Origin of the sequence: Catenovulum agarivorans YM01, from assembly GCF_000281085.1 — a bacterium.
In the GTDB taxonomy this organism is placed as follows: Bacteria; Pseudomonadota; Gammaproteobacteria; order Enterobacterales; family Alteromonadaceae; genus Catenovulum; species Catenovulum agarivorans.
Genome location: NZ_AJWM01000107.1, coordinates 1 through 8,205 on the forward strand (window position 1 = coordinate 1; position 8,205 = coordinate 8,205).

The window sequence follows — 8,205 nt, forward strand, 5'->3', positions numbered from 1 at the left end:
TGAATCAATCATAACATCCTCTAATTAGGTGGCCAAAATCACTCTACCACTACACCTGTATATTTGAAATTTCCAACTGTGCCAAGAGCTTGGTACGACAGTTTGTTTTTTCAGGGTAACTTTGAAGATTACCGAGCAAAGCAATTAACAAAACACTTATCAAAGTGGGTTGCGAGTACATGTCCTCATTTAGATATTCTGTATGTGAAATGTAGTATGACTGCCTGCGAAATAGATTTATCCCCAATCAAAGGGTTAGACCTGACTGGCAAAGGGTGGTGGTCACATTGTTATATTCCAAACTACTTAAGGTCTATAGGTTACAAAACTCGGCTTAGGCAGGCGATACAACCCAGACATTATCGACAAGAAATTTATAGTTTTCACGCTGAATATTATTAGTGCCTAGTTACAAATGTCGACAAAGCGATTGTTTCCATCTGACCATTACACCCATCAACAAACACCCCGCAAAAAATTTCCAACAAAAAAACTTGATACTGTATGAGTAACCAGTATACTTAAACCCAACTTAACGAATACCTAGTCGGAGATTTCTTAAATGAGCGACAGCAAACAAAAAGCCCTTAGTGCAGCATTAGGACAAATCGAGCGCCAATTTGGTAAAGGTTCGATCATGAAGTTGGGTGACAACTCAGCATTGGACATTGAAAGCATTTCAACTGGTTCACTAAGCTTAGATATTGCGCTAGGTATAGGTGGTTTGCCATGTGGCCGTGTTGTTGAAATCTTCGGTCCTGAATCATCTGGTAAAACAACACTAACGTTACAAACAATCGCAGAAGCGCAGAAAAAAGGTAAAACTTGTGCCTTTATCGATGCTGAGCATGCACTTGACCCTGTATATGCAGAAAAACTTGGCGTAAATATCGACGAGTTATTAGTTTCTCAACCAGATACGGGTGAGCAAGCATTAGAAATCGCAGACATGTTAGTGCGTTCAAGTGCGGTTGATGTAATCATAGTTGACTCGGTAGCTGCATTAACACCAAAAGCTGAAATTGAAGGTGAAATGGGTGATGCACACGTTGGTTTGCAAGCGCGTTTAATGTCGCAAGCTTTACGTAAATTAACTGCGAATATTAAGAAATCAAATACCCTTTGTATCTTCATTAACCAAATTCGTATGAAGATAGGTGTTATGTTCGGTAACCCTGAAACGACAACTGGTGGTAATGCACTTAAATTCTACGCGTCAGTTCGTTTAGATATTCGTCGCACTGGTGCGGTGAAAGAAGGTGATGAAGTAACAGGTAGTGAAACGCGTGTTAAAGTGGTTAAAAACAAAGTTGCTCCACCATTTAGGCAAGCTGATTTCCAAATTATGTACGGCCAAGGTATTTCTAAAGAAGGTGAGTTATTAGACCTAGGTGTTAAAGAAGGTTTAATCGACAAATCAGGTGCTTGGTACAGCTACAATGGCAATCGTATTGGTCAAGGTAAAGCTAACTGTATTAAATTCTTACAAGAGAATTTAGACATGGCACAAGAAGTTGAAGGTATTTTACGTCAACGCTTATTATTACCTTCGAAAAAAGATGCAGCGAACGCAGTTGAAGATAAAGCTGCCGCAGAAGCAACGGACGAATAAAGATACCCAAGCTGCTTGATACTTGAAGATGCGAGATTTTAATCTTGCCCTTCAGGTGCTTTAAGATTTAAGTAGATTGAATGTAGAACTGACAGCAGAATAAAAAACGCCGCACTCTTTATCAGAGTGCGGCGTTTTTGTTTGATTGATGTTTGTACTAGTCGATAATTTTAATGCCGTCTTGCAACGGCAATAAAACTAATCAATCGAGCGACTATTAGTCAGCTAATTCTTGACCGAATACCGGGAAGCCATTTTCGTCCCAAGTAATTACACGAGCGCGTGCATCACGGTTAGGATCTGTTAATGGGTTGCCGATTAATTCTTTATAAGTACGAGCGTGGTAAATTAACACGTCTGTTTTGCCATCTTCAGCAACTGTAAAGCTGTTGTGGCCAGGGCCATAACGTTTAACTGCTTCATTAGTTGAAAATACTGGCTCTTGTGATTTGTTCCACGAACTTTTATCCATTAAATCAGCATCTGCGTCAGCCCATAATAAACCCATAGTGTAGTTATGGTCAGTTGCGCTGGCTGAATATGTAACAAATACTTTACCGTTGCGAATTAATACCGCTGCACCTTCATTTACTTTGTAAGTAACAGTTTCCCAAGGTAACTCTGGTTTAGTTAATTGGATAACATTGTCTGTATCAATAGACGTAGGGCCTGTCATTTCGGCCATCCAAAGTGCACTGTTGTATGTGCGCTCTTTATCAGCTTGAGCCCAGATCATGTAACGTTTGCCTTTATGTTCAAACATGGTTGCATCAAGAGCAAAGTTTTCCCAACCACTTTCAACTTGACCCGCTTCACGCCAGCTACCTTCCATTGGATTTGCGCTATCGTTTACTAACGCATACATGCTGATGTGCCAAATATCTTCAGCGCGAGAAGCAGCAAAATGGATGTACCATTTACCATCAACTTTATGTAGCTCAGGAGCCCAGATATGTTTACTCATAGGGCCTGATGCGTGTTTACGCCACAAAACTTTTTCAGTTGCGTCTTTTAACCCATTAATGGTTTTTGCCGAGCGTAAAACAATTTGATTGTACTCAGGGTGGCTACCAATAAAGTAGTAAGTACCGTCTGTGTCTTTGTAAATCCACGGATCGGCTCTTTGTTCTACAATTGGATTGTTGTAAACAATTTTACCATCTGCATTTGTTGTGGTTTCTGCTGCGTTTAAACTCATATTGCATCCTATTAACAGTCCTGCTACACCAAACAGTGCAAACAGTGCAAACAGTGCAAACAGTGCAAACTGTGCTGATTGAAGCATTTGTTTACCATAGCTTTTAGCCATTTTCATATCTACCTCATTTCACCTTTGTTAAGAAAATTTTAAATAGCATATCGTAATACTATAGCATTTGTGAAAAAGTATGCTATTATTTTTCGAAACTGATTTGTGCTCAAGTTAATTGAGATATAACTTTGTGTTAACACTAAATTGGTCTTTACTTTAGTGTTATTGATTTCATATTTTAGAAGGTGGTTTATGAAAACGCGAATCTGGCTATATTGTTTTTCGGTGCTCTTGTCTAGCCTAGTCTTGGGTAAAAACTTAAATGCTCAAGAAGTGATCGCACATGATCCAGTTATGATCCAAGTGAAAGACAAATTTTATCTATTCACTACGGGGTTAGGCGTTAGTTTTTATGAATCTACCGATTTAAAAAACTGGAAATCACACGGCTCAGTGTTTAAAGAATCTCCAGCTTGGACTAAAGATGTAAACCCTACCTTTGACAGCCATATGTGGGCACCAGACATCTATTTTGCCAATGATACTTTCTATTTGTACTACTCAGTTTCTGCATTCGGCAAAAATACTTCAGCTATTGGTGTGGTGACCACTAAAAGTTTAGACCCAGCATCACCGCAATATAAATGGACAGATCACGGTATTGTAGTGCGTTCATACCCGCATCGTGATTTATGGAATGCGATAGACCCAGCGATTATTAAAGATGAACAAGGTGATACCTGGATGTCTTTTGGCTCCTTCTGGTCTGGCATCAAAATGTTCAAGTTAACTGAAGATTTATTAAAACCAGCAGAGCCGCAAATTTGGCATAGCACTGCCAAACGCGAACGCTCTATTTTTGTAGAAGATCACCTAGCTTATCCAGGTGCAATTGAAGCGCCATTTATTTTCAAACACGGTGAATACTACTATCAATTTGTTTCTTGGGATTTTTGTTGCCGCGCTGAAGAAAGTACCTACAAAGTGGTTGTTGGACGTTCTAAATCTGTAACAGGTCCTTATTTAGATAAAGAAGGCAAAGCCATGCATTTAGGTGGCGGCACTATAGTTATTCAAGGTGATAAAAATTGGTATGGCTTAGGTCACAACAGTATTTATCACGTAGGTGATGAAACTAAAATTGTCTTTCACGCTTATGACGCGAATGAAAAAGGCTGGCCTAAACTTAAAATCGTTGATGTGCAGTGGTCACAAGACGGTTGGCCAACTGTTAAGCCAAACGATATCGTTAAATACAAAAGTAATCTAATTAAGTAGTTTTACCCTAAGTCGTTTTATCTAAACCGTATTTAAACTTTTTAATTACTCATATGATAAGGGTAATTAAAAACCTGAAGTAAAAGGGGAGAGTATGAAAATTCGTTCGACACTAAAACAAGGTGCCAAATGGTTTGGTGCATCGGCACTTGCAGGCATGTTACTAGCAGGCTGTGGCATGACGCAAAAAGCAAGCATTCCAACGGATGCTGAGTTGCAAATCGCTGGAGATACTTTTGCAAATCCAATTAAGCGCAATGGTGCTGATCCTTGGATGCATTATTTCAACGGCAACTATTATTTAACTACGACTACATGGACTTCTCAGCTGGTGATGCGCAAATCACCAACTATCGCTGGTTTAGCCGATGCGCCAGCTCATTACATTTGGTCTGGTGACGATCCTTCTCGTGCATTTAACTTTTGGGCATTTGAATTCCACCCAATTGAACGACCAGAAGGTTTGCGTTGGTATGTTATTTTAACCTCAGGTGTTAAAGATCACTTCGGCGGTCAACGCAACCACATTATGGAAAGTGAAGGCTCAGATCCTATGGGGCCGTACCAATATAAAGGTACTCCAATGCCAGATCACTGGAACATTGATGGTAGCTACTTCGACCACAATGGCAAATTGTACTTCACTTGGTCAGAGTGGCACGGTGACGAGCAAGTTAACTTAGTATCAGAAATGTCTAACCCTTGGACTTTAGTTGGTGAGCGCAATGTTGTAACTCGCCCTGAATACAAATGGGAACAATCTGGCTTAAAAGTTAACGAAGGCCCAGAAATTTTAAAACACAATGGTCGTGTATTCTTAACTCACTCATCTAGCTTCTGTAACACTGAAGATTACAAAATTGCTGTAGTAGAGTTAGTGGGTGATGATCCAGTTAAAACAGAATCTTGGAAGAAATTTGACGAGCCGTTTTTTGTTAAAGGCAACGGCGTATATGGCCCAGGTCACCACGGTTTCTTCATTTCACCAGACGGCACTGAAGAATGGTTGATTTACCACGGTAACTCTTCACCAACTGATGGTTGTAGTGGTACACGTTCATCACGTGCACAAAAATTTGTTTGGAATGAAGAGGGTTTACCAGAATTTGGCGAGCCATTAATGGACAAACAACAAACGCCAGTACCAAGTGGTGAACAAGGTCCAATTACTACTCGTGTTGAAGGTGTACGCTATAAATTGGTTAACCGTTTAACTAACCTTTGTTTAACTGCTAATGCAAATGGTCAAACTAAAGTAGACCAATGTAGTGGCGAAAATACTGATTGGATTGTTGACCCAGCGAATGACGGTTTTTACCGTATCAATAACGCTGACTTAGGTACATTTGTTGGTCATCAAAACTGTGCTGACCCAAGCAGTGTTGCCGTTGCAAGCAAACCTTGGATCAGCTCAAACTGTCAACGTTGGTCGGTTGATCCTTCACGTGACGGTTGGGTACGTTTCTCAAATGCACAATCAATTTCACATTTACAAGCTGCAGGCTGTGAAGCTGCACCAGGTACAACAGCAAGCGTTGGTGGTGACAGATTCAGCCAATGTACTGACTGGCGTTTAGAGCCTGTTGACACTTTTGCAATTATCAATGTAAACAGCGGTAAAGTTGTGACTGTTGATGGCAGTGCAAAAGTTGCAGATGCAAATATCAGCCAACATGAATACAAAGACTTAGCAAGCCAAAAATGGCAAGCGAAACACGTTGATAACGGTTTCTACAACTTTGAGTCAACCAATGCAGCTAACATGTGTTTAGCAGTTAATGGTGTAACTGACGGCAAAGTAGAAATTGCGGATAACGTAGTTCAGTCGGCATGTAGCGAAAAAGACAGCTTATGGCGTTTCGAATTTTTACCAAACGGTGCATTAAGAATGGTTTCTCATTATGGCCTAGCATTAATGGTTGAAGGTTGTTCAGTTAAAAACGACGACAACATGATGCAATTAGTTTGGAAAGATTTAGATTGCCAACATTTCTATTTCAGAGTTGCTGAATAAAGTTTCATCTTTGTTTTGCCCATGTGTTTGCCCGCGTATGCGGGCTTTTTTTTCGGTTTGCTTTTAAAGTATTACTATATTAACATAGCGGTAAAATTAACCAGTTTATTGTAAATTTTAGTTAACAGTATTGTTACAGTGACAGTCTGTTAGTGGAGTGATTGAATGAAGTTACAAACCCTAGACTACGGCGTATTTATCGCTTACGCCGTAGGTTTATTAATTCTGGCATTGTGGATCTCGCGCAATGATAAAAAAGAAGGTGCCAACACCGAAGATTACTTCTTAGCAAGTAAAGCTTTGCCTTGGTGGGCAATCGGTGCCTCGTTAATTGCATCTAATATTTCTGCCGAGCAGATTATCGGTATGTCTGGCTCAGGTTTTGCCCTAGGTATGGGTATTGCGTCATACGAATTTATGGCGGCAATTACGCTTATTTTAGTGGGTAAGTATTTATTACCTATCTTCCTTAAAAATAACATATACACAATGCCACAATACCTAGAGCAAAGGTTTGACTCACGCGTTAAAACCGTTATGGCGATATTCTGGTTGTTGGTATATGTGTTTGTAAACTTAACTTCTGTTTTATGGTTAGGCGGTCTAGCGTTTGAGAGTGTAGCGGGTGTTGACGCTATGTTCGGTATGATCTTCTTAGCTGTATTCTCAATTGCTTACTCTTTATATGGCGGTTTAAAAGCGGTTGCTTACACAGATATAGTTCAGGTTGTTTTATTAGTATTTGGTGGTTTGTTATTAAGTTACTTAGCGCTAGACGCTGTTGCTGATGGCCAAGGTTTCTTAGCTGGTTTTGGTATCTTAACTGAAGAATTACCAGGTCACTTTGACATGATCTTATCGCCTGACAACCCTCAGTACATCAACTTACCTGGTATTTCAGTACTAGTAGGTGGTTTATGGGTAACTAACATTGCATATTGGGGTTTCAACCAATACATAATTCAACGTGCATTGGCAGCAAGTAGTGTTGAAGAAGCTCAAAAAGGTATCGCGTTTGCAGCTTACTTAAAATTATTAATGCCAGTTATCGTTGTATTGCCTGGTATTGCTGCGGTTATCTTATACCCAGAAATTCCGAAAAACGATTTAGCTTATCCTGCGTTAATGGACTTAATGCCTGTTGGTATTAAAGGTTTGATTTTTGCGGCATTAGTTGCGGCGATTGTTTCATCATTAGCGTCTATGACTAATAGTATTTCAACTATATTTACAATGGACTTATATAGCAAAATGGTTAAAAACAGGTCACAACGTCATTATGTGCATATAGGTCGTATCACATCTTTAGTTTCTTTATGTATAGGTTTAGTGATGGCGGAGCCATTGTTAGGCAAGTTTGATCAAGCGTTCCAATATATTCAAGAATTCACAGGTTTATTCACGCCGGGTATCGTTGTTATCTTTGTAACAGGTATGTTCTGGAAACGCACTACTGCGACTGCTGCATTAATGGCGGCTGTAGGCTCAGCAGCATTCTCGTTAGCAATTAAGTTCTTATTCCCTGAGTTCCCGTTTATGGATCGCATGGGTGTTGTATTGCTGTTATGTTTTGCGTTAGCTATTGGCTTGTCGTTAATGAGCAAAGAAGAGCAACATTCAACTTGTGCAGATATCAGTACTATTAGTTTTGAAACTAGCAAAGGCTTTAACATTGCTGGTATTGGTTGTGTAATTATTTTGACCATTATCTACACTGTTTGGTGGTAGATTTTTACAAGAGGTATAAGGGAATAGCGCCTTGGTGTTATTCCCTTTTTGCTTTAAGCAAATTGAGATTGGCTTTTGCTTAACAGCATATCTCATTCTTTAAGGCTGGGCTCAAGGTAGGATTTAACTTTCGAGTACGCTTGAGCACGGATATTTTTAATATTCATAAACTATGGAAACAATAAAAATATTTTGTTTCCTTATTGTAAAATTTAAATAGTAATACTATATTAACGTATAGTTTTGATACACCCTATTTTGTTATTAATGGTGAGTTTATGACACGCTACACGCTTGGTTTAGATTACGGTTCAGATTCTG

Annotated in this window: 5 protein-coding genes; 4 read left to right on the top strand and 1 reads right to left on the bottom strand. The window is 39.5% G+C overall.

What is annotated here, in order from left to right; translation table 11 throughout:
• Positions 1 to 562: 562 nt before the first annotated feature.
• Complete coding sequence (recA, locus tag WSC_RS0102370) at positions 563 to 1,612, top strand: recombinase RecA (protein ID WP_016954307.1); 1,050 nt, start codon at positions 563 to 565, stop codon at positions 1,610 to 1,612.
• 217 nt (positions 1,613 to 1,829) lie between these two features.
• On the opposite strand, the gene WSC_RS0102375 is transcribed toward recA, so the two are convergent.
• A complete protein-coding gene (locus tag WSC_RS0102375) occupies positions 1,830 to 2,810 on the bottom strand; it encodes a glycoside hydrolase family 43 protein (protein WP_157447164.1) in 981 nt (326 codons plus the stop codon).
• A gap of 306 nt (positions 2,811 to 3,116) precedes the next feature.
• Between WSC_RS0102375 and WSC_RS0102380 the strand changes: the two genes are divergently transcribed.
• From WSC_RS0102380 to WSC_RS0102390, 3 genes are all read left to right on the top strand, one after another.
• On the top strand, positions 3,117 to 4,142 hold the full coding sequence (locus WSC_RS0102380; RefSeq protein WP_016954309.1) for an arabinan endo-1,5-alpha-L-arabinosidase: 1,026 nt from the start codon (positions 3,117 to 3,119) through the stop codon (positions 4,140 to 4,142).
• A gap of 94 nt (positions 4,143 to 4,236) precedes the next feature.
• Complete coding sequence (locus WSC_RS0102385) at positions 4,237 to 6,156, top strand: family 43 glycosylhydrolase (RefSeq protein ID WP_016954310.1); 1,920 nt, start codon at positions 4,237 to 4,239, stop codon at positions 6,154 to 6,156.
• Between the two features lie 165 nt (positions 6,157 to 6,321).
• Positions 6,322 to 7,884, top strand: coding sequence for a sodium/sugar symporter (locus WSC_RS0102390; protein ID WP_016954311.1), 1,563 nt, complete (start codon positions 6,322 to 6,324; stop codon positions 7,882 to 7,884).
• Positions 7,885 to 8,205: the final 321 nt, after the last annotated feature.

Bases quoted from the DNA above. Each gene is read 5' to 3' on its own strand.
- WSC_RS0102375 (WP_157447164.1), bottom strand. From the start codon at position 2,810: ATGAGTTTAAACGCAGCAGAAACCACAACAAATGCAGATGGTAAAATT.
- WSC_RS0102385 (WP_016954310.1), top strand. From the start codon at position 4,237: ATGAAAATTCGTTCGACACTAAAACAAGGTGCCAAATGGTTTGGTGCA.
- recA (WP_016954307.1), top strand. From the start codon at position 563: ATGAGCGACAGCAAACAAAAAGCCCTTAGTGCAGCATTAGGACAAATC.
- WSC_RS0102390 (WP_016954311.1), top strand. From the start codon at position 6,322: ATGAAGTTACAAACCCTAGACTACGGCGTATTTATCGCTTACGCCGTA.
- WSC_RS0102380 (WP_016954309.1), top strand. From the start codon at position 3,117: ATGAAAACGCGAATCTGGCTATATTGTTTTTCGGTGCTCTTGTCTAGC.